Source organism: Enterococcus sp. 4E1_DIV0656 (genome assembly GCF_002140695.1).
In the GTDB taxonomy this organism is placed as follows: Bacteria; Bacillota; Bacilli; order Lactobacillales; family Enterococcaceae; genus Enterococcus_D; species Enterococcus_D entomosocium.
Genome location: NZ_NGLF01000002.1, coordinates 870,825 through 892,525 on the forward strand (window position 1 = coordinate 870,825; position 21,701 = coordinate 892,525).

Sequence of the window (21,701 nt, forward strand, 5' to 3'; positions counted from 1 at the left end):
GGTTCAATCCCCCTCTGAACCAACTGCCTTTTGCGGATTTTTATTTAGCAAAGGAATCTTGACTACCATAGCGATCAAAATGGAGGGTTTCGCTTTCGAGATAATCGATGATCGCTTTGGGGATTATGACCCCTTCTTGCTGGGCTTTTTCAAAGTGTATTTGGCTGATCTCTCCAGGATAGTAGACTTGTGATTGCCCTTCTACTGGCGGGATTGCATGCAGCTCAGTCACCATCTGATCGATGCTTTGCTTGAAGGTTTCGGTGTTGGTAAAACGAGATGGATCGATCACAAGAAGGAATTGTCCTAAGCGGCGTTTTTCCGTCAAGTCCGCATACATGGAGGTGACCTGTTTACCAAAAGCCAAGCCTAGCATCGAGCCAGCTAAAATATCCACCATCATCATCAAGCCATATCCTTTAGCACCAGCGATTGGCAATAATCCTTGGACAGCATAGGGATCGGTGGTAGGCAAGCCATGCTCGTCTACTGCCCAAGTATCGGGGATCTGCTGCTTCTTCGAGCGAGCATCCAAAATTTTGCCCCACGCTTGAACCGTCGTCGCCATATCAAAAACCACCGGTGGATGATTGGCTCGTGGTGCAGCAAACGCGATTGGATTGGTGCCAAAATAGTTTTCGGTTCCACCAAAAGGCACCGCCATCGGATCCGATTGACACATGGCGATCGCTACTAAGTCGGCTTCAGCAGCCTGTTTGACGTAATACGCCATCGTCCCGCTATGGCTGGTCTGCTCGATTCCTACTGCAGCGATCCCGGCTTCTTTTGCCAGATGAATGGCGATCGCCATCGCTTCATTGCACACATAATGCCCCATGCCGTTATCTCCGTGGAAAATTCCGGTAGCGGCGCCTGTTTTTTCAAAAGACATGTTTGGTTCCAGCGTGATGCCACCTTTTACTAAACGCTCGGCATAGTAGTCCATCCGCACGGCACCATGAGAATGGATCCCGCAAGCATCCGCAAAGGTCAAATGCGCCGCTGTTTCACTGGCAGCGGCTTCTGGCAAACCAGCAGCCAATAGTTTCTTTTTCATCAATGCTTCTAATTCCAGCAGATAACGTCTGCTCATTTCTTCCATCTTTTCTCCTCCTTAGAAAAAGAGAAGCACGCTTGGCAACGGCTTCTCTTATTGATTAAACACGCGATAATCCAGTTCATCGGCTGACTTAGCGATCAGCAGCGCTGAATAGACGTCTGAGTTCACGTTCAAAATTGTCCGCAGCATGCCAACAAACCATTCGACACCAGCAAATAGCGCAATGCTTTCGATTGGTAAACCAAGCTGGGGAACGATGATTGCCAAGGAAACTAACCCCGCTCCGGGAACAACTGCATTGGCTAAAGAAACGAAAGTCGCAGTTACAGCTACCATCACCATTTGGATCCCGTCAAAGTTGATTTGATACATTTGGGCGATTGTCATGACGGTAATCGCCATATGCATCGCTGACCCATTGCTGTTCAAAGACATGCCCAATGGCAATACCAAATTGGTGATGCGGCTACTGAGTCCTAATTTGTTCTGGGATTCTTCCATAGCGATCGGCAGCGTGATGGCAGAGGAGGTCGTCGCCAATGCCATGACCGACATATTCTTCATATTTTTGATCAATCGTAACGGATTGATCCGACAATAAACGGTCAATAAGACTAGCCACAGCCCAAGGAACGTGACGGTGGCTAGACCGTAGACGAGCAAATAGCTGCCTAATGGCAAAATGATCTGCAAGCCCAGGGAGCTGATCGTTGAAGCGATCAAAGCAAAAATACCGATTGGTGCCACGATCATCACGTAACGAATGATAGCGATGACAACCTCATTTAGATCCACGATCAGCCCATAAAGAGATGACTCAGGTTTCTTTTGCATAAAGCGATTGAGAGCAACACCAAAGAACAACCCAAAAACGATGATTTGAATAATTGACCCTTTACTCAACGCATCGAAAATATTCGTGGGAATAAAGTTGATCACAGTCTCTGATATAGAAATTTCTTGTGCTTGCAGAGGTTCGCCGACAGCTTGTGAAAAGTCGATCCCTTTGCCTGGAGCAAAGAAGAGCGCCATCAGCACGCCCCATGCAGCAGCGAATAAGGAGGAAATCCCAAAGACAGCGATCGTTTTTCCACCCAAACGAGTGAGTTCTTTCGGGGCAATCCCCCCAACTGCTTGAATGATTTGTCCAACGATCAATAACGGGATCGCCATTTGCATCAGACGCAAGAAAAGATCGCCCAAGATTTTTAGGAATGAAGCGGCTTGCCCAAAGAACAAACCGCAAAGAATCCCTAGAAGAACGGCAATAACGATCTGCGTCACCATCGGTAGTTTTTTTGCTTTCACTTTGATCCCCTCTTTATTTTCGAAGTATGGTTCCTGTATGCTGATCCAGTTCAGCTAACTTTTCGATTGAGGTAATAATCGCGGTTCTGGCTGCATCTTCTTCAACAAAATCAATCGCAGCTTCTATTTTTGGCAACATACTGCCCGCTGCAAAATGGCCTTCCTCGATGTAGCCCTTGGCTTGTGCCACACTGATTTCTCCTAAGGCTTGCTGATTCGGCTGGTTGTAATTGATGTAGATATTGTCGACACCGGTCAAAATAATCAGGCGATCGGCCTGCACATCTTTTGCTAAGACACTGGCGGTAAAGTCTTTGTCGTTGACGGCTTCCACGCCAGTAAACCCATTATCGTTGCGAACGACAGGTACGCCACCGCCACCGGCACAAATCGTGATCACACCTGCATCGACCAATGTTTTGATGGCTTCTTTTTCAACAATTTCTTGCGGTTTCGGCGATGGAACCACTTTGCGGTAACCACGCCCAGCGTCTTCTTGATACACCCCGCCATTGGCTGCCATCGCAGCATTGGCTTCCTCTTCACTATAAAAAGGTCCGACTGGTTTGGAAGGTCTCTCAAACGATGGATCTGCTGGATCGACACGAACTTGGGTGACTAATGAGATTACCGATGGATGTGCTTGACGTGTGGCAAACTCATTGATCAAGGCATTTTGCAGCCAATAACCGATACTTCCTTGGGTCATCGCTACGCAGCTGTCTAATTTCAATTGGGGATTTTTTTCACTTTCCCCGGCTTTTTGCTGCAACAGCAAGTTGCCGACTTGTGGTCCATTGCCGTGACAAATAATGACTTTTTCCCCTTTTTCGACAAAATCGGCAATATAACGTGCTGCTTGCGCAACGACTGCTTTTTGTCCTTCATCACTGGGGTCTTTATCTAAAATAGCATTGCCGCCTAAAGCGATCACATTCAAACTCATTTTATGCTCTCCTTCTGATTTTCCTTTGCTAATACGGCAAAAACACCTAATCCGATCAGCAGTAATAAACAAGACAGGTAAAACCCGACCTGCATCGATCCTAAAGAATCGGCTAAAAAGCCAGTAACATAAGGCGCTATGATCGACCCCGACATCCCGATAAAGTTATAGGCACTCAAGGTTGTTCCTAAGGCGCCTTTTGGTGCGTTTTTCGTCACAAAGGTCACGACGATTGGATCAAGCGCCAGCTTGCCAGTCAATCCATACAAAATCAAAACAGTGATCAATAAGGTACGATCCGTTACAAAGGCAATGGCAAATACGGAAAGGGTCGCCAATGGGACCAATAAATAGACTAATTTTTTCGTCGCGCCAGTTTTATCATTCAATCGAGCAAAAATCAACGCACCTGGAATCGATGCCCATGGGACTAAGGAAGCAATAAAGCCGACACTCGCCCCTTCAAAGCCACGCTCGGCAATCAAGAATTGCGGCAGCCAAGTTATAATCACAAAGTTTGCATAAATGCTGGTAAAGCATAGAACAAAGGCTGCCACGAGATTGCGGTTTGAAAAAATCTGCTTCAAGGAAATCTTTTCTTTTGGCCCCTCTTCTTTTATTTCTTGTCCTTCATCTTCTGGACGAATCACTTTTTCTTTCAAAACAAAATAGAACAAGACACCGACGATCAAGGTCGGAAACGCCATTAGGAAGAAGGGTTGGCTCCAATGGCCCCCGTTATCCAAGACCAATTTACTAGAAAGCAAGTACCCGCCAGACGTTCCAAACGCCATCCCACTGTTGATAATGGCATTTCCGACGGTCCGTTTGTTGTCGGGAATCGCTTCGGTAGACAATGCGTATTGCGGACCGTAATAGGCACCTTGACCAATCCCTGCAATGGCACGAATCACTAAGAACAAAACGAAGCTTGTGGCTAGCCCACTGAAGTAAGTAGTCACCGCCAATAAAACAAAACCTAGGGCGATCACCAATTTGCGACCGATTTTGTCGCCGATGATGCCAAAAGGAATTTGCGCAACGGCATATGTCAAAAAGAAAATACTATTGGCAAGTCCTAGTTGTGTGTTGCTTAAATTGAATTCTTCTCCGATCACACCCATGATTGGATTGAAGATCGTCCGTGTGGCGTACATTAAAATCCAGCCGACAAAGAAAATAGCAACGACTTTTTTCCAGTAAGAATTGCTTACTTTGACCGCATCTTTCTGGTTACTGATTTCCATGATTTCTCCCCATTTCTATTCTTTTTCCTCAAGTGACAATGACTCCAACGCTAACAACAACCCAAAACTAAGATCTTTGCCTGACGAATGACCAACGGACATCAACTGCTGCACATCTTTTTCAATCACTTGTGGGTTTTGCTTTTTTAAGTCTTTGAATAATTGCAGCATCAGAGAATTGACATACCCTTGACTGGCACTTTGAATATAAGCAAGGCTGACATCCGTCGTAGACAGCGGTTTTGCCAATGCTTGCGCTAACGCGTCAGCTTCCGGCTGCTGCAAGGCATAGAGCATCGCTTGATAGGCAACTAAAAGATCATCGCCGCTAGGTGTCAATCCTTTGCCGCGGCCAATCAGGTGAGCAATGATTGGTTCCCAATCTGAGACAGGCTGCCGCAATGCCGCAAACACTGCTTGGGTTTTCTCATCTTCGGGCAACCCAATCTTGGTTTCTAGTTTTTGTTGAAGCAGGATTTCTTTCAAAAGCTGCAATTCCGCAGAGGTGAAGGATAGCTCCTTCACCTGCAGCGAAACCAATTCTTTTTCCTCTAATGAAAGAGAAAATGTTCCTTTTGTGCTGTAAAAAATTAGACCATGCTCTCGGACTTGCACGCGATTGCCGACCTCGATCAAAGGCAGGACTTGCTCAAACAATGCATCTGGTAAAAAGACTCCGAAGCCAGTCAAATAGTTGTGATAATTGTTGATGTTAACCAGCTGCTGCCCGATCATCACATTGAATGAACGATCAAACACGCTATGCACCCGACCGTTACGACCGAATCGTCGCAATGGGTCTAGATAATCACTGATTTTGATTTTCTCAGTCAACATCGATCCCCAGATCCTTCGCATAAGCCGTCAAGGCATTTTCAAAACAGCCTAACGGTGCGCGCACCGTCCCTGCACCGACTTGGCCGACACCTGCTTCTTTATGGGCGATCCCGGTATTGATGATTGGGGTGATGCCTGTTTCAACGACTTTCCGGATGTCGATCCCCAAACAAGTCCCTTGGAAGTCCCATGTTGGGATCGAGAAGGTCGGATTATGACCGAAACAGATTTTTGCCATTTCATTGGAAGTTTCTAGCGCATCTTCAAAGCCACCAGCGCCGACAAAGCGTGTTACACCTGGTGCGGCTACCATCGCCATTGCTCCGACACCGACGGTTTCAGTAATGGCACTGTCCCCAATATCAGGATTGCCATCTGCTTCGGTAAACCCAGTAAAGTACAAACCTTTCGGCGTATTGACTGGTGCAGTATGCCATTGGTCTTCTGTTTGGGCGACACGAACCCCAAAATTGACGCCGTTTCTCGTCATGGTGGTCACGATCGTTCCTTTGGCATCGACACGGGCACCGTCAACGATGGCTTTGCCGGTTGCCATCATGATATTCAAGAAGAACTGATCGGTATCTGCTAAGAACTTGATCACTTCATATTTTTGCTTTTCATCGATTTCTGTTTGGATGATCAACGGCGCGATCTCTTTCAAGAAGTTCAATGATGCTGCAATATTTCGTTGATGGAATTCATCCCCCATTGTGATCGACCGGGCAATCAATACATTCAAATTGATGCCTTCTTCAGTTAGTTTTAATGCCTTGGCAATGGTTGGTCCTAAGACGTCTTTGATCCAATCCAAACGATCGATGACTTCTTGTGAATAAGCACCGAATCGCAAGACTTTACCGATCCCTTCGTTCAAAATACAGTAGGCTTTGTTGCCGACAAGGCGGTTTTCAACCACAAAGACAGGCATATTCCCTGAAGTGATCCCGCCCATTGGACCGACTGCCTGGACATGGTGACATGGCATAAAGCGGACTTCCCCACTTTCTAGTAGGCGGCGGGCTTCGTCTTCATCCTTCGCCCAGCGTTCAAACAAGGCAGCGCCGATACAAGATCCTTGCATCGGTCCCGTCATTTCCGACCATTGGATCGGCGGTCCTGCATGCAGCAAGGTTTTCTGACTTTCGTTTAATTCAGCGATCACTGATTTAGCCGGAACGACATCGATCAAGAATGGTTGGGCATTTTTGATTTTATCCGTCACTGCTTGGTTTTCAGCTGTGATTTTTTCGTCAAATTCTTCTAACGCGTCTAAAATACGGATCATTTTCTTGTTGCCGTTAGCACGAGGACGCCAGTTGAATTGTTCTGTTTTCCCGCCATATTGCAGGATCGATTCATTGAAGCTTTGCAAGCCAACATTGATGATCCGTGGTTTGGTGGTCAACAGCTCCATTACTTTCTCGCTGACTGTCGGCACCTCAACCTTGCTACCAGTATAGTCATTGACTGTTTTGTCTGCTTCAGAAAGAGTCGCCCCTTTTAAGGCGAGGGCTAATTGCACTGCTTGAGCATTGCTTGGTGCCACATAGACGCCAGCTGCTTTCAAACGGTTGACTGCTTCTTGATAGTTTTGCGGATCTTTTTCAGTTCCGCAGACGGTAGCAACAAAGTATAGCGCGCGATCAGCTGCTTGGGCTGTTTGCTGTGCAGCTTCGATGGCTGGTAACAGTGCACCTACCATATCTGCATGTGCGCCGTAACCTAACACCACATCAAATAAAATGACCCCGGTTTGCTCATCTTGCGCATAGTCTTCGATTTTTTTGATGCGCACTTCAGGATCGATCATTGGGTGCGGTTTGCCTTGGGTATAGATATCATCACCAAGGTCGATCACATCATAGCCGTGGGAATGCAAGATATAGCCTTCTTGTTTTACAAGGCCTTCTAGATTCAAGGCTTCGGAGATCAGCATTCCTGCTTCGGCAGCTAATGTACCGCCAGAATAAAGACCTTTGACCACTTTGTCTTCAGCGAGTTTTGGCACATCTGGGGTTGCCACGCGTTCAAAATAGTTCGCCTTGACTGGTTCTTCATTGGCAAGATCAACAGCAATGCGCGCTGTTTCTTCCAGAGTATGTGCCAAATAGACTTTTCCTTCATGGGCTTCTGGTTTTTCTCCTAAGAAAATCGCTACTACAGGTTTGCTGATACTTTGCAACAATTGAACGACTTCATCCCGCACTTCTTTTGCAGGTGGTTTCGAGATCACGCAAATCACATCTGTCGGTTCATGATTTTCTAAAGCAACGATGGCATCTTTGACAGTGATCGCCCCAACTTTGTCGCTTAAGTCACGTCCGCCGGTCCCGATGGCATGAACGACACCACCGCCTAATCGGTCAATGATCGTTGTCACTTCTTGAATCCCCGTACCAGAGGCACCAACAACACCGATGTTTCCTGGTGCCACGACATTCGTGAAGGCAATCGGAATGCTAGAAATAATACCAGTCCCACAGTCTGGCCCCATCATCAATAAGCCTTTTTCATGAGCCAGCTGTTTCAAACGCACTTCATCTTCGATAGCAACATTGTCCGTAAACGAGAAAACATGCAAGTCATTTTTCAAGGCTTTTTCCATCTCGGCTGCGCCATATTCCCCAGGAATACTAAATAGTGCAACATTGGCATCCGGCATTGCGCTCAAGGCTTCTTGCCATGAAGCCGCCGCTGGCGTTTCTTTGCTTTGATCTTTTGCTGAAAGATCAGCTAAAAATGAATCGATCGCTGGCATTACTTGATCCATGATCTGTTCGTTTTGGCTATCGACCACGATCATCATATCGTTGGGTGAAGCACCTTCCGCCTCTTTAGAAAGCAAGCCAGTGTTATTTAATATGTCTTTGTTTGCATCCGTCCCCATCATGATTTGACTCATTTCGACATCGCCTAGATCATTGATCGTATTCGTCAGCAGCATTAAGTTAATGGAATCTTGGTAGTTATTCTTTAAGATTACTGTGTGCAGCATTTGTTCTCCTCCTTTTCTTACACTCTCATTCTAACGATCCTTGTTTGCGTTTTCATTGGATAAAGTTCTAAAAAAATGCTATACTTTTTATCCAAAAGAGAAAAAAGGAGCATTTTATGAAATTAAAAGAATTGGTTGAACTGCCGCTTTTTGAAAAAAGTAAAGTCCTGACTGGCTCCATTGGTTTAACAAATTCCGTCGGTTCCGTCATGGTGCTGGAAGCGATGGACATCGAGAAATGGAGCAAAGCCCATCAATTGATTTTGACTTCTTTTTATGCCTTCAAAGACCAATCCCCTGAGGAACTGCGTGTTTTTTTTGAAAAAATGCAGCAAATCGGTGTCAGCGGTTTAGTGATCAAAGTGGATCGCTTGATCCCTATGATCCCAGATTGGGTGATCGAGCTTAGCTTTGCTTATCAGATCCCTTTGATCAAAGTGCAGCAAGAAGTCAGCTATGAAGCCATCATGCTAGCGGTTTACGAACCATTGCTAAATCACCAAACCCAGCTGCTGCGTACCTATTACGAAGTTCGCCAGCGCTTCATGAAAGTTGAGCGCAACCACTCTTCTTTCGATCAGATCATGCAGGAGTTCTATCAATTGATCGAAAAGCCTTGTTCGTTGCGCATCCCCCATTTAGATGTGCATGTGTCCGTCGGTCAATCCTTTAAGAATTTCGTGGTGACCAAACAAGAACCCATGAAAACCATCGAGTTTACCAAGAACCACTACGAATATTTGGAATTATTTTCTCATGAGAACAATCAATATGTGACTGCCATCAAAGTAGAGATCATCAATCCTTACAATGATCTGTGTACCTTGATCGTTTATCAGAAAGATTCGCAGATCCCTGAGGCAAAAGTCATGATCATTGAAAATGTGATCGACGTCATTTATGAACGCCTCCAAATGGCGTATTTGTTGAAGAAAGAACGCTACAATCGCATGAACAATCTTGCCGATGCGATCTTACAAAACACTCCTAGTAATTTGGCTGAGCTGGATCTTTTGTTAGAAGAAGCGCAACTGGATCGCTACGATTTCTACCAAGGCATTGCCTTTGCTTCCAACAGCTTTAAAGATAAGGAGCGTAAGTCCGTCGTTTTGCACAAGCTACGGGCGTTGAAAACACCCCACGTCTTTTTTGAACACCACAATTATTTGGTGATCCTCTATAATTTCCAATCGATCGCCCATCAGGTGACGAAACAGATGCTGCAGACATATTTTGATGATGCCCTGCTAGCCGATGAACATGGCTGCTTGGTGGTCAGCGAAGTCTTGCGCAAGGAACAGATCAAAGAGATCCTGCCAGAGTGTTTGGATGCGATCCGCTTCAATCGGCAGTTTTATTTGGCGCCGATCATTGCCTATAGCGACTTAGGTATCTTTAGTTCCTTTATCAAGGAGAACCAACTGGAAAAGCTGCAGCAAAGCATTCCCCCGAAGCTGTATCAACTCTCGGAAGAAAATGAAGAGCTGTTCAAAACGCTGTATACCTTTTTTATCACGAATCGCAATTACAAAAATACGGCTGAAACCTTGTTTCTTCATGCCAAAACGATTCGTTATCGGCTAAGCAAAATCGAACAGCTACTAGAGATCGATCTGACAAGTCCGATCCAATTAGTCAATTACGAGATCGGCACCTATTTATTAGAGCTTCAGAAAAGGAGTCAAGCAAAATGAAAAAAGAATGGCAATTGACCACCGGTGCTTCCGTGACCCTCTATCCTGCTTCGGAGAAATACCTGATTTATTTTCACGGCGGCGGTTTTGTTTATGGAACCCGCCAAGACATTCCCGCATCACTGATCACACTATTTCAAGCGCAGCAATACAGCGTCCTCACAGTCGATTATTTACTGGCGCCCAATTCCTCGTTAGCGGAGATTTTGGCGCTGAACTGGCAAAATTTTCAAGAATTGCAAGCAACTGTGCTTAAAGATAACCCGTTTTGTTTCTGCGGACGCTCAGCTGGCGGTTATTTGATGCTGGCGCTTACCCAGCAATTACTGAAGGAACAACAGAGATTGCCTGAAAAACTGGTCAATTTTTATGGGTATACCGATCTTTCTTTTATTGAAAACAAACGAGTCTTGCAGCAGCCGCTCTTAAGCAAAGAGCAAGTCCCTTCTTTGGATCAAACCGAGATCGTTTGGGATGATCCGCAGTTTCAGCGCTATTTGCCTTATGTTTATTGGGTTCAACAGCAAGAACTCACAACGATCTATGGTCTAACAGCTGAAGCTCTTTCTGACTATGCCATTGATCCTGAGCTGCTTGCTCAATTTCCTCCAATTTTCAGCAGTGCCAGCAGTACCGATGAGGAAGTTCCTTTTCGTTACAGCAAAGGCTTGAAGAAAGTGCCTAAAAGCAAATTTGTCCCTGTCTATGATTTGCCCCACGACTTTTTGAAAAACGTCGAGGAGCCGCAAGTCCAAATGGTTTTTCAACGGCTTGCCCGTTGGCTCGAACAATAATTTGTTACAAGTAAAGTGAAAATAATGTTTTTTTATTTCGACGAGTGCACAGAAAAACTCTGATTGCCTTCGCTTCCTCCTTATCTCAAAAAACGTGTGGTTTAATGAAACTCTTTTAATAAAAAAAGGCTTGATACAGGCTCAATTCAAGAGAGAATGCTATACTAAAGGGGAGTATGTTATAGGAAAGAAGGATGAGGTTTTATGCATTTTGTCGGGATTTTGTGTTTGATCCTAATCACGACGACCCTCTTCTCCCATCTGGCGAGACGGATGGGCGTTCCTGCTGTTATCGGGCAGTTGTTAGCGGGGGTTTTATTAGGAGGCGCAGGACTCAATTGGGTCCATCCAGATATTCTGGTTCATGATTTTTCAGAGATTGGTGTTATTTTGCTGATGTTTTTAGCGGGATTGGAAAGTGATATTTCTTTATTGAAACGCTATTTTCGTCCAGGGATGCTCGTTGCCCTTTTGGGGATCGTGTTCCCTATGCTCTTCGGGTATGCCACGGGGGTCGGTTTTCAAAGCAGTCCCACAGAAGCGTTCTTTTTCGGGATCGTATTAGCTGCCACCTCAGTCAGTATTTCTGTCGAAGTATTGAAAGAGTTGAATGTGGTGAATACGAAAGAAGGGTCGACGATTCTTGGTGCTTCCGTCGTGGATGATATTTTGGTCGTGTTGGTTTTGAGTCTTAGCCTTTCCTTTTTAGGCGGCGAAAGCAGCCAAGCAACACCACTGCCGGTCACCTTATTGGTAGAATTGATTTATTTTGTGTTGATTTTTCTATTAGTGAAATGGATTGCTCCGTTCTTATTGGCACTTGCAGAAAAGCTATTTGCAAATTCCGCGGTGATCATCATGTCACTGATCATCTGCTTAGGAATGGCGTATCTTGCTGACCTCGTTGGGTTAAGCTCGGTCATTGGTGCCTTCTTCGCAGGGATCGCTGTCAGTCAAACGAAGGTTCGTGAGGAAGTGGAACACAGTGTCGAAGCATTAGGTTACGCCGTCTTCATTCCGGTGTTCTTTGTCAGCGTTGGCTTAGAAGTTGATTTTTCCCGCTTAAATGAGCAATTATTCTTTATTCTTGCCTTTACCGTGGTCGCGATCATGACCAAATTGGTCGGCGGCTATGTCGGGGCGAAAATCGCGAAATTCTCAAACAACAGTGCTTGGATGGTGGGAGCTGGAATGATTTCCCGAGGTGAAATGGCATTGATCATTTTACAGATTGGTCAACAAAACCAATTGATTTCGTCCGCATTGTATTCCCCTTTGGTGATCGTTGTCTTGTTGAGTACCTTGATCTCTCCCCTGATCTTAAAATACTTTACGAAAAAGATTTATTAAGCGATGTAGCAACAGCGAGGCGATACCGATGATTGCAAAAAAAAACAGCGCGGGTTTTGTAGTGACCGCTCAACGGCCGATTGTTGATCGAACGTTGGGCGGTCGCTTCCTTTCCCGCGCTGTTTTTCTCTATACAGGTATAAAAGCGACAATGCTGCTAGTTACTGGAAACCAATGTTAATTTTCCATGATCGATTTGATACACATCATCCGCGACGGCATCGATAAACGCTTGATCGTGAGATGTGAACAAAACGATGCCTCGATAGCTGCGAATCAATTGTTCCAAGACGGTGATTGTCGGTAGATCAATAAAGTTCGTCGGTTCATCAAGTATCAAGACATTGGCAGGTTGAGTAAAGATGCGTGCGAGCTCGACCCGTGTCGCTTCCCCGCCGCTTAGCACATTGACTGGCTTCATCACGTCAATCTGGCTTAATCCCAGATTGTGTAAAATACTGCGGACCAGTGGTTCCTGATAGTCTGTTTGAGCCATCAATTCCGTCAAAAGCGGTGTGGTGCTGTTTTTTCGATAGCCCATTTGCTCGTAGACCGCAAAGACGATTTTCGGTGATACATAGATTCCCTCTCCACCTGCGATGATTTCTTTTAGTAAAGTCGACTTTCCCGAACCGTTCGGACCCACGATAGCGATTTTCTTCCCGGCAGCAAACTGGAAACTGCTGCTGTCTAGCAAACGTTTCGCCCCTCTTTGAATGGTTACTTGCTCCCCACGAATCGGTCGTTTATTATGCAGCTCCACTGCAGGGACTACCGGAAAACGAATCACCTGCTGCCGGGCAACACCCTTCACTTCTTCCAACTGATCCAAGCGGCTTTCCATGGCTTTGACTGTTTTTTGCAATGACTTTTGCACCGTGTCTTTTTGTTTTGATGACGACAAACGGTCTGGTCGGATGTTCTGCTGCCGCTTTTTTTCAGAAATGCGACTGCTCTTGATCGCTTGTTCTTTTTTCTTTTGGATCGCTTGGGTCAACTGCTGTTTTTGTTGCTGATACTGCGCAGCCTCCCAGGCAACACGCTGTGCCGCTTGCTCTTTTTGCTGTCGATAACTGTCATAATTACCAGAATACTCGGTGACTTTTCCTTGATCGACTTCCCAGATTTTCGTTGCCAGCTGATTCAATAGATACCGATCATGACTGACCACGATCAGGGTGCCATAATAATACTGCAGTTCATCAATCAAGACTTGAATTCCTTGCTGGTCCAAGTGGGTCGTTGGCTCATCGAGCAAAAGTCCTAACTGATAGGAAGATAACGTTTGTGCCAACCGGTATTTGGTCTCCTCCCCGCCGCTTAGTGTCGCCAATTCATTTGTTGGGATCGAAAAACGACCGAACAGCGCCCAGTCAAGGGCCTCCGTCTTTTCAGTCACCTCAGCGATTTGCGGGAAATAGTGAAACGAATTTTCTTTTTGGATCGTTCCTGAATCAGGATCGACCACTCCCGCAATCAACTTCAGCAAGGTAGACTTGCCTTGCCCGTTTGCGCCCACGATCCCGATACGATCCGTTTGATAGGCACTCAGTTCTTCAATGTTCAGTACTTCTTTGGCCCCATAATTTTTGATTAGATTGTTTATTTTTACACTTAATTGTTCCATCAGTCTGTCCTTCCCGTCTAAGAAAACGCAAGCACAAAAAAAAGGGCATAGCCTACCGCTATACCCTGATTTTAATAAGAAATTGGAAAAAAGAGGACACTCATCCCTTGAAATCACGATTGCCTAGACTTTTGAAATAGATTTAAGTTAGCTATTCAAAAGGTCAATCCACAATTTCATCGATGCTGTCATGTTTTTTCCTCCTCTTTTTGTCGTAGTTGTCTGTTGAATGACAAGCGGAAAATCAGCCGCTACTGTTTACCGTTTACGGTATTTCAGGAAGCTTCTTTAGTCTATCAACGAATCAATCGTAGCACGTTTTCAAAAAAGAGTAAAGTTTCATCACAAGAATGATTGGTCTTATACGCCATCGGTGATTTTTTCTGCTAATTTGACCTGGGCTTTTTCACCATTGAAGACTGCACGATCCAGTTCTCCTTCATCATGAGCAACGATCAACGCCACCGTGACGTCAGGGTCAACATTCAAGAGGGTCCGAAACATCCCAGAAAACCAATCGATCCCTGCCAGTAAGGCGATGCTTTCATTAGGTAGTCCTAACATAGGTAAAACCGTAGCCAGTGTGACTAATCCGCCGCCTGGAACGACGATCGTTCCCAAGCATGCCAACGAGGACAACAAGACCACTTGCAAAAGATCCCCCCAGCTCAATTGGATCTGGTACGCCTGAGCAACGGTTACGATTGCCAGGGCTAAAAATAAGGAGAGCCCATTGCTATTTAAGGTCATGCCTAAAGGCATCACGAGCTTATTGATTCGATCACTGATCCCAAATCGTTCTTTGCCATCTTCGATTTGAAACGGCAATGAAACAGCAGAAGAGGTGGTCGTAAAGGAAACCACCGATAGACGCCACATATTCTTTATCAAACGAAACAAGGAAACTTTGCAATAGAGCGACGTCAAGAGAAACCAAAGAAACAAAAAGAGCAAAGATGCCGCTGCTAACGTCAATAAAAAACTGGCTAACATTCCCAACACACGAATGCCGGTATCTTCTACCAAGGAAGCAACAAGGCCGAAAATCCCGATCGGCGCCAACTTCATGATCATGCTGACCATTTTTAACAAAATATGATTAAAACTACCGATCATATCTAGAAACAGCTGATTCTTTTTTTCATGCTTGATTAAGCTCAAGGCAAGGCCAAAGAAGAGCGAAAAAATAATCACTTGGATCATATTCTGCTCCACCATGGCTTGAATAATGTTCAGTGGAACAAAGTTCAAGATGACTTCTTCTATGCTGCTGGTACTTAATGCAGTTTCTGTACTTTGCAGCAGCGACTGGTCAAGGCCTGCGCCGGGCTTGAGGATCAAGGCGAACAAGAGACCGAAAATAGCGGCGACGAGGGTCGAACCGGTAAACCAGAGGAAGACTTTCCCGCCGATCCCACCTAATTCTTTTGGATCAAGTCCCCCCACCGCTTCAATCACCGAGCCCATGACCAACACGACCACAGACATTTGAATCAGTCGCAAGAAGAAGTCCCCGACTAGCTGCATTTGATCACCTAAACCGGGAAAGGAAACGCCCCAAAAAATCCCCAATACCGTTGCAATCATGATTTGGTTGGTCAAACTGATTTTTAAGGATCGTTTTTTCATCTGTTGTTCCTCACTTTTCTACTTTGCTGTTTTCTTAGAGTTTACAGTCAAGAATAAGAATGTACCACCGATCAACAAAATAATTGCGATATAAAAGCCCATTACTTTTGACCCTGTTGCATCCGAGATCGATCCGGTCAATGTTGGTGCGATAACGGAAGACATCATGCCGAAAAAGTTGAAGACCCCTAATGTCGTACCGACCCCAACTTTTGGTGCATTTTCCCCTAGCCAAGAAATGATGATTGGTTCAACCGCTAGTTTTCCAAGGAACCCGTACAAGATCAACGCGATCATTAAGAAAGTCGAATTTGTTGCTTGCACCGTTACTAATAACATCAACGCCGCTAATACTTCTAAAATAACGATAAAGGTAACTTTTTTATGCATGTATTTGTCTGCCAAGCGGCTAAAGAACAAGGCCCCAGGAATCGAAGCAAATGCCACCAATGAAGAAGAGAAGCCGATTGCGACTCCTTGGAAGCCTCGTTCTGTTCCTAAGAAGTTTGGTAGCCAAGTAACCGTCATATAGTAGGCATAACACGTCGCAAAATATAACACATACGTAAAGAGCATCCGCAGGGAGAACAAGGTCGAAAGGGAAACTTTTTCTTTCGGCTGATCCGTTGTTTCTTCTTCAGCTGCTGCTTGACTCTCCAAGAAAGCTACGTCTTCTTTGTTGCTGCGGATAACCAATGCGAAAGCGATCGTCATACAAACGATCAAGAAAGCGGATAAATACATCATTGTTTGCCAAGGCATATTCATCTGAATAACGATAAAGCTTGATAAGATCATCCCAAACCCTGAACCAACGGCAGAACCACTATTGACGATCGCTGTTGAGAAGCTCTTCTTTTCTTTCGGAATGTTCTGTGAGGTCAAAGAATACGCGGAACCATAAAATGATCCACAGCCGATCCCTGCTAAAAAGCTACCGGTATAGATCATGGAGATTGAAGAGGCTTGTGAAATCAGTAAAGCTGCCAGTGCAAATACCACAAATCCTGGGAGCAGAACTGTTTTCTTCCCAATCTTATCCACTAAAAAGCCGGCAGGGATCTGCATGATCACATAGCCGAAAAAGTAAAAGCTGGCGATCGATCCTAATGCTGTATCAGAAATATTGCCGCCAAGTGACTCATTGATTTGCGGATAGACCGGTGATAACGCAGCGCGATAAATCCAGATAGTGACCCAGCCTGAACACATTAAGATAATAATTTGTTTCCAGTAGGCAAGCCCACCACGTTCTTTATTGATTTCCATTTTTTTCCCTCCATCAGTTACACAAGTAAAGTTTGTGAAGCACGCCAACGAAAGCGCTTTAAGATAGTCTTAGTGTACGTTTTTTTGCCGACTATTGCATTTGTCATTTTTCACAAAGCGCTTTCAGTCGTTGTGCATTTGTGCTAAAATTTTAAGTCGTTTTTTGGTAGTAATTTAACGCAGCGATGAGCGCTTTGCCGGCAGAAATTGGTGCTTGCTGGTACAATAGTGCCCCTTCTAACGCGGCTAGGACATGTAAAATATTTTCTTTGCGGCTGCTGTAGCCCATATTTCCAATCCGCCAGATTTTTCCTTTTAGATCACCAAATGAACTAGCGATCTCTACACCAAAGGAGTGAAGCATCTCTTCTCGGACAGCTTCGCCATCAACACCTTCTGGAATAAAGATGGGGGTAACTGTCGGCATTTTGGTTGCTTTTTCGCCATAAATCGAAAGCCCCATTGCCTCCAGTCCAGCGACCAACGCCCCTTCATTCGTCAAATGACGTTGATAGGCTGCATCGAGGCCTTCGTTTAGCAACATCCGTAATCCTTCATGAAGCGCATAGATCATACTCGTCGCTTCTGTGTGATGGTTGATTCGCTCTTTGTTCCAGTAGCGTTGCAATTGACTCAAATCCAAGTAATTACTCATAATGTGCCGCTTGTTTCGATCCGTTTTGCTCAAGCCTAATTCTTTTTGGTAACGGGCACTAAGGACGGCTTCGACTCGATCGTTGTAGGTCACTAATGAAAGACCAGACGGCACACTTAAACACTTCTGTGTACCGGCAATTGCCAAATCGACACACCAATCATCGACTGACAGGGCCACGCCACCATAAGTCGCCACCATGTCAACGACAAAGAAAATATCTTTTGCGCGACAATACTGCCCGATTTCTGCTAACGGCTGCATTTGCCCATTGGCAGTTTCCCCGTGGACCATCGCCACGATCTTGGGTTGAAATGCGTCGATTTCTTTGATGACCTCTGCGGGTGCAAAAGGAGCCGTCCATTCTTTTTCTACATATTTGACTTGCGCTTGGGCACGTTCACAGATTTCTCCAAGTAAGAAAGCAAAGCGCCCATAGGCGGGGATCAAGACTTTGTCCCCTGGTTCGATCAAAGCGATCAGCGCCGCTTCTAAACCAGCTCGGGAAGTCCCATCAATGGCAAATGCCTCTTTGTTTTTGGTTCCAAACGGTTGTTTGATCATTTCTTTGACCTCATCCATGATCGCCAAAAAATTCGGATCAAACTGTCCCAAAATACGATTGGTCATTGCTTGAAGAACAGCTGGATGTGCTTCTACAGGCCCAGGTGTCATGATCGTACGTTGTGCGATCGTTAACTCTTTATACATCTTTTCCCCTCATTTCTCTTTTTGATTTCACTGCCCAACGCCTTGTCAACGTTTCCAAGTTTGTTGTACAATAAAGCTAAAAAAGGACATGTTTTTGTTTGTTTTGTTCAATTCTAAAAGGAGTTTCTCTATGAAGTTAGTTGCTGAATTGCTTGCTACACCACGCTTTTCCAATTTGCGTTTGTTGACAGATCCCATTACCGCGGAAATTCCCGTCGACAGTATCGAAATCACTGAGACCCCCGATATCGCACACTATATTCCTGAGCATACCTTTATCTTAAGCACGGCGATGGTTTATAAAGATAATCAAGGAGCACTGCTTGAACTGATCGATTCCCTCGTAGCCAAAAATGCCGCTGGATTAGGCATCAAGATCGGTCGTTTTTTGGATGTCATCGATCCTGAAGTCATCGCCTACGCCGATAGTTTAGGTTTCCCCATCGTAGAAGTACCTGCCACGATGCCGCTGGGCCGTTTGATGCACCAGCTTTTGAATTTACTATGGAACACCAAAACCGAGCAGCTGAGTTATGCCTTAGATATCCAAAAACGGTTCTCTGCTTCCTTGATGAAGGATGTCAGCATCGCTCGCTTTATCGCTGATTTTGGCCAAATGGTCAATACACCGATCATTTTGTTGAATCCTTTCAAACAAGTGATTGCCCATTCCAAGCATTTCACCCGCATGTCAAAACCCGCGGAGTACTACATCCATCAATTAGGACAAACGAAAGGGGTTTTTACTGGTGAAAAAAGCGGGGCGATCCCTATCAAAGATCTCCATGAAAAAACGTCACAAATTTCTTATTATGCCATTGAAACCTCCACTTATTTCCCCCATTATTTAGTCATTTTGAATCCTGAGGCGATTCCTTATCCTGTCTCGGATTTTGCGCTGGAACAAGCAGCATTGGTCTTGTCGTTTATGCTCTACAAAAACCAAAAAGTGCAAGAATCTTTTGAAGATTTAAAAAGTGACTTTTTAACACGGATGATCGAATACCAGCAATCTTCCAAACAGGAACAAAAAGATTGGTTAGATCTCGGAAAGACTTACGGGTTGGTCAAAGCCCGCCATTATCGTGTCATCTATGGTGCCTGTGAACCAACCAAAGAAACCAAAGACAAAGACAAATACCTAAAAGAAGAAAGTGACTTGGTCTATCAGTGGTTTAGTGAACAACTGCCTTATCGCATCAAAGATGTTTGTCTCTTTCGCTTAAAGGGCAGCAATCACTTTGCGATTTTCGTGCAGCATAAGTGTGATGCCTTAGAAGACCATTTGATTGAGACCGCCAATGCTTTGACCAATCGGTTGCCTTTTCGAATGGCCTTTGGTGTAGGGAGTGTCTGTGAAAGCATCAATGATTTAGCCAGCTCCTACATTGAAGCAAAGACTGCTTATGAAGAACGAAGAGGCCAACATGATTCTCCCATCGTCTCTTTCTACCATCAACGGGGAATGCGGAGTCTATTTGAAAAAATGAGCCCTGAAGATATCCATTATTTCTGCCGCACGATCCTCAAAGAATTGGCGTTTCCGCAAGAAGATGCCACCATCGAATTGCGCAAAACCTTACGGGCTTACTTGGATTATCAATGTGAGATCACCCGCACCGCCAAAGCCTTGTTCGTTCATCGCAATACGATCAAATACCGCATCGAACAGTGCCAAAAGCTACTAGGAAAAAACGTGCATGATCCTAGCATTAGCCTGGATCTGCGCTTAGCCCTTGAGCTGTCCGAAGAAGGCGACTAATAGGCGAATCAAGCAGTTGGATCGCTGGTGTTACCCAGCGATCCTTGTGCCTGCTTCACCTAACAATGCTAAGTCTGCTTCTTCCAATGAGCAGATGATTGCCGTCTTTCCTTGCTTGGCAAACGCAATCGCTGCTTCCATTTTCGGCCCCATACTGCCTTCTGCAAAATGCCCCGCATCAAAATATGCTTGCGCTTCACTTACGGATAATCCCGTTAATTTTTCTTGCTCCGGTGTTCCGTAATTGATATAAACGTTGCTGACGTCGGTCAGCATCATAAATACATCGGCATCCACTTGTTCTGCCAATTTTTTCCCAGTTCGGTCTTTATCGATGACTGCTTCGATCCCTTTCAAGCCTTCCGCTTGTTTTACGACTGGAATCCCACCGCCGCCACCAGCGATCACGATGGTATTTTGATTCAATAAATGAACCATTGATTCCACGCCGTGGATCGTCACAGGTTGTGGGGATGGCACGACGCGACGGTACCCACGTCCAGCATCTTCTTCCATCACCCAATGTTTTTCCTCAGCCATTGTTTTTGCTTCTTCTTCTGAGTAGAACAAGCCGATCGGCTTCGTTGGCTTTTCAAACGCGGGATCATCCGCTGCCACTTCCACTTGAGTCAATAAGGTCACGACATTGCTGGTCAGTTCTTCTTGATCGATTTTATTTTTGATGCTTTGCTCCATCAAATAACCGATAAAGCCTTGTGACTCTGCATTGCAGACATCCAGTGGAAAAGGCGGCACGACTTCTTTGGCTTCTTCATTTTGTCGTAAAATATTGCCGACTTGCGGCCCATTGCCATGCGTCACAACGATTTGATGGTCAAGTTTCTCGATTTTAGCGATCTGTTCTGCACTTAACTGGATATTTGCAAGCTGTGTCTCTACGGTCGCTGGTTGATTCGGTTTTAAAATTGCATTGCCCCCTAGAGCGATGACCACTCGTTTTGCCATATGAATTCCTCATTTCTATTGTTTTGAAATTGATTGATACTGCGAGCAAACCCTGCCAAAAAGTCAGCCCCCGAGGTATGACCGATCGCTAGTATCTCTTTGATTACTTGGTAAAAAGCCGCTGAATCGGTACACCTGGTCAAGGATAACGCCGATTGATTGAATGCGCCTGTCAACGCATGCAGAAGATAATGTTTACTGACGTCAGTCGTCAAATCATTGACTGTCAACAGCCTTCTTTGTAGATAAGCCACCAAGCGGGTATCTTCTTGCCCCATCACTCGGCGAGCCAGTAAATGGCCAACTAGCATATCATCGCCTGTGGGGGTCAATCCGACACCCCGTCCGACTAAATAAGCGACTGCTTGCCGTTGTTCTTTAAATGAAGGCGTGCATAGCTGATCGATTGCGTCATAAAACGGATGATTGCTGCTGATGGTTTGTGAAACAGCTTCTTGAATCCCCGTCTTTTCCGTGACATGTTGGAGGGTTGACCAAAACAGTTCTCGATCAAATGGGACTGTGCCAGCTGGGAAGGTGGTTGTAAACATGGCTGCCTTTTGAAAAGACAGACGATGATGCGGAAAATGGATCACTCGTTGCTGAACCAAAAGAGTGGTACCAGCAAGCAAGTCGGTCGCCAACGCTGCATAATCGTCGGCAGCTAAAATCATTCCTTTGGGCACGCGAGCCGCTTGTTTGGAGACACAGATCAGCTGATCCTGACGAGGATCTTGCAGATTGAAACTATGCTGAAACACACTGTGAACGAGCCAGGTGCCATTGATAAATGCGGGTTCAAATAAAGCTTGGTCGATCCATTTTGCCTGTATCATCGCTAGGTTGCT

The 21,701-nt window shown here is 45.3% G+C and carries 16 protein-coding genes; 4 read left to right on the plus strand and 12 right to left on the minus strand.

All coding sequences use genetic code 11. From position 1 onward, the window contains the following. Positions 1-40: 40 nt before the first annotated feature. The 6 genes from allD to fdrA are packed head-to-tail and all read right to left on the minus strand — an operon-like array spanning position 41 to position 8,396. Entirely contained in the window at positions 41-1,102 is a 1,062-nt protein-coding gene (allD, locus tag A5882_RS17375) for an ureidoglycolate dehydrogenase (protein ID WP_086373202.1), read from the minus strand. Between the two features lie 48 nt (positions 1,103-1,150). Further along, positions 1,151-2,368, minus strand: coding sequence for a dicarboxylate/amino acid:cation symporter (locus A5882_RS17380; RefSeq protein ID WP_008379199.1), 1,218 nt, complete (start codon positions 2,366-2,368; stop codon positions 1,151-1,153). Positions 2,369-2,381: 13 nt separating this feature from the next. Beyond that, positions 2,382-3,314 carry a carbamate kinase gene (gene arcC / locus A5882_RS17385; protein WP_086373203.1) on the minus strand — a complete coding sequence of 311 codons (933 nt, stop codon included), beginning with the start codon at positions 3,312-3,314 and terminating at the stop codon, positions 2,382-2,384. Beyond that, a complete protein-coding gene (locus A5882_RS17390) occupies positions 3,311-4,561 on the minus strand; it encodes an MFS transporter (protein ID WP_086373204.1) in 1,251 nt (416 codons plus the stop codon). The genes arcC (A5882_RS17385) and A5882_RS17390 overlap by 4 nt, the downstream gene beginning before the upstream one ends. 15 nt (positions 4,562-4,576) lie before the next feature. Next, positions 4,577-5,398, minus strand: coding sequence for a DUF2877 domain-containing protein (locus A5882_RS17395; protein WP_086373205.1), 822 nt, complete (start codon positions 5,396-5,398; stop codon positions 4,577-4,579). Further along, positions 5,388-8,396, minus strand: coding sequence for a DUF1116 domain-containing protein (fdrA, locus tag A5882_RS17400; protein ID WP_086373206.1), 3,009 nt, complete (start codon positions 8,394-8,396; stop codon positions 5,388-5,390). Before fdrA ends, A5882_RS17395 begins: the two co-directional genes overlap by 11 nt. Positions 8,397-8,512: 116 nt before the next feature. Between fdrA and A5882_RS17405 the strand changes: the two genes are divergently transcribed. The 3 genes from A5882_RS17405 (at position 8,513) to A5882_RS17415 (ending at position 12,234) form a co-directional block, all read left to right on the plus strand. Further along, positions 8,513-10,090, plus strand: a complete 1,578-nt coding sequence (locus A5882_RS17405; RefSeq protein ID WP_086373207.1) for a PucR family transcriptional regulator — start codon at positions 8,513-8,515, stop codon at positions 10,088-10,090. Then, positions 10,087-10,884: an alpha/beta hydrolase gene (locus tag A5882_RS17410; RefSeq protein WP_016613692.1), complete on the plus strand. Its 798-nt coding sequence runs from the start codon at positions 10,087-10,089 to the stop codon at positions 10,882-10,884. Before A5882_RS17405 ends, A5882_RS17410 begins: the two co-directional genes overlap by 4 nt. Positions 10,885-11,088: 204 nt before the next feature. Further along, a complete protein-coding gene (locus A5882_RS17415) occupies positions 11,089-12,234 on the plus strand; it encodes a cation:proton antiporter (protein WP_005234488.1) in 1,146 nt (381 codons plus the stop codon). A gap of 157 nt (positions 12,235-12,391) precedes the next feature. On the opposite strand, the gene abc-f is transcribed toward A5882_RS17415, so the two are convergent. The 4 genes from abc-f to A5882_RS17435 form a co-directional block, all read right to left on the minus strand. After that, positions 12,392-13,861: a ribosomal protection-like ABC-F family protein gene (gene abc-f, locus A5882_RS17420; protein WP_005234486.1), complete on the minus strand. Its 1,470-nt coding sequence runs from the start codon at positions 13,859-13,861 to the stop codon at positions 12,392-12,394. A 360-nt stretch (positions 13,862-14,221) separates the two neighbouring features. Beyond that, positions 14,222-15,490 carry a dicarboxylate/amino acid:cation symporter gene (locus tag A5882_RS17425; RefSeq protein ID WP_005234475.1) on the minus strand — a complete coding sequence of 423 codons (1,269 nt, stop codon included), beginning with the start codon at positions 15,488-15,490 and terminating at the stop codon, positions 14,222-14,224. A gap of 18 nt (positions 15,491-15,508) precedes the next feature. Beyond that, positions 15,509-16,759 carry an MFS transporter gene (locus A5882_RS17430; protein WP_005225368.1) on the minus strand — a complete coding sequence of 417 codons (1,251 nt, stop codon included), beginning with the start codon at positions 16,757-16,759 and terminating at the stop codon, positions 15,509-15,511. Positions 16,760-16,910: 151 nt separating this feature from the next. Beyond that, positions 16,911-18,125 (minus strand): alanine--glyoxylate aminotransferase family protein, encoded by a 1,215-nt coding sequence (locus tag A5882_RS17435; protein WP_016613698.1) that lies wholly within the window; start codon positions 18,123-18,125, stop codon positions 16,911-16,913. 130 nt (positions 18,126-18,255) lie between these two features. Here A5882_RS17435 and A5882_RS17440 point away from each other — a divergent pair, with 130 nt between their 5' ends. Beyond that, positions 18,256-19,887 (plus strand): PucR family transcriptional regulator, encoded by a 1,632-nt coding sequence (locus A5882_RS17440; RefSeq protein ID WP_016613699.1) that lies wholly within the window; start codon positions 18,256-18,258, stop codon positions 19,885-19,887. Between the two features lie 30 nt (positions 19,888-19,917). On the opposite strand, the gene arcC (A5882_RS17445) is transcribed toward A5882_RS17440, so the two are convergent. Together arcC (A5882_RS17445) and A5882_RS17450 are read right to left on the minus strand one after the other, a co-directional pair. After that, on the minus strand, positions 19,918-20,853 hold the full coding sequence (arcC, locus tag A5882_RS17445) for a carbamate kinase (protein WP_008379225.1): 936 nt from the start codon (positions 20,851-20,853) through the stop codon (positions 19,918-19,920). Next, a complete protein-coding gene (locus tag A5882_RS17450; RefSeq protein WP_086332612.1) occupies positions 20,826-21,689 on the minus strand; it encodes a DUF2877 domain-containing protein in 864 nt (287 codons plus the stop codon). The genes arcC (A5882_RS17445) and A5882_RS17450 overlap by 28 nt, the downstream gene beginning before the upstream one ends. Positions 21,690-21,701: the final 12 nt, after the last annotated feature.

What these genes read in the sequence shown, in the direction of transcription:
- abc-f (WP_005234486.1), bottom strand. Translation starts at nt 13,861, where the DNA reads ATGGAACAATTAAGTGTAAAAATAAACAATCTAATCAAAAATTATGGG.
- A5882_RS17450 (WP_086332612.1), bottom strand. Translation starts at nt 21,689, where the DNA reads ATGATACAGGCAAAATGGATCGACCAAGCTTTATTTGAACCCGCATTT.
- arcC (WP_086373203.1), bottom strand. Translation starts at nt 3,314, where the DNA reads ATGAGTTTGAATGTGATCGCTTTAGGCGGCAATGCTATTTTAGATAAA.
- fdrA (WP_086373206.1), bottom strand. Translation starts at nt 8,396, where the DNA reads ATGCTGCACACAGTAATCTTAAAGAATAACTACCAAGATTCCATTAAC.
- A5882_RS17415 (WP_005234488.1), top strand. Translation starts at nt 11,089, where the DNA reads ATGCATTTTGTCGGGATTTTGTGTTTGATCCTAATCACGACGACCCTC.
- A5882_RS17425 (WP_005234475.1), bottom strand. Translation starts at nt 15,490, where the DNA reads ATGAAAAAACGATCCTTAAAAATCAGTTTGACCAACCAAATCATGATT.
- A5882_RS17440 (WP_016613699.1), top strand. Translation starts at nt 18,256, where the DNA reads ATGAAGTTAGTTGCTGAATTGCTTGCTACACCACGCTTTTCCAATTTG.
- allD (WP_086373202.1), bottom strand. Translation starts at nt 1,102, where the DNA reads ATGGAAGAAATGAGCAGACGTTATCTGCTGGAATTAGAAGCATTGATG.
- arcC (WP_008379225.1), bottom strand. Translation starts at nt 20,853, where the DNA reads ATGGCAAAACGAGTGGTCATCGCTCTAGGGGGCAATGCAATTTTAAAA.
- A5882_RS17390 (WP_086373204.1), bottom strand. Translation starts at nt 4,561, where the DNA reads ATGGAAATCAGTAACCAGAAAGATGCGGTCAAAGTAAGCAATTCTTAC.
- A5882_RS17430 (WP_005225368.1), bottom strand. Translation starts at nt 16,759, where the DNA reads ATGGAAATCAATAAAGAACGTGGTGGGCTTGCCTACTGGAAACAAATT.
- A5882_RS17435 (WP_016613698.1), bottom strand. Translation starts at nt 18,125, where the DNA reads ATGTATAAAGAGTTAACGATCGCACAACGTACGATCATGACACCTGGG.
- A5882_RS17410 (WP_016613692.1), top strand. Translation starts at nt 10,087, where the DNA reads ATGAAAAAAGAATGGCAATTGACCACCGGTGCTTCCGTGACCCTCTAT.
- A5882_RS17395 (WP_086373205.1), bottom strand. Translation starts at nt 5,398, where the DNA reads ATGTTGACTGAGAAAATCAAAATCAGTGATTATCTAGACCCATTGCGA.
- A5882_RS17405 (WP_086373207.1), top strand. Translation starts at nt 8,513, where the DNA reads ATGAAATTAAAAGAATTGGTTGAACTGCCGCTTTTTGAAAAAAGTAAA.